Annotated in this window: 1 pseudogene; it reads right to left on the bottom strand. The window is 49.4% G+C overall.

The features are described 5' to 3' along the window. Positions 1–249, bottom strand: a pseudogene (locus M3650_RS31655) (IS5/IS1182 family transposase); the annotation flags it as partial.

Raw genomic sequence — 249 nt, 5'->3', positions numbered from 1 at the left:
AGCGGGCACCGTTTGCACTTCTCCACGTCAAAATAATAGGTGTCCACCTGGTTCTTCCCTCGGCCTTTCTTACCCTGCCGCGCCCGGCGAGTCGCCAAATGCCCCGCCTTGCAGACGTATAACCCCGCATCTTTATTGAATTCAAATTCATCTTCTTTCTTTCGGTTACCCTGCGTAATTAAAGGGTTTAATTTCGCCACTAATTCAATCTCGTTTTGGGCGCTGTACGCCAGATTGTCTTTTTCCGAG

Source organism: Paenibacillus sp. MER TA 81-3 (genome assembly GCF_023713585.1).
GTDB classification, from domain to species: Bacteria; Bacillota; Bacilli; order Paenibacillales; family Paenibacillaceae; genus Paenibacillus_B; species Paenibacillus_B profundus.
This window is presented reverse-complemented; position numbering and strand designations above follow the sequence as displayed.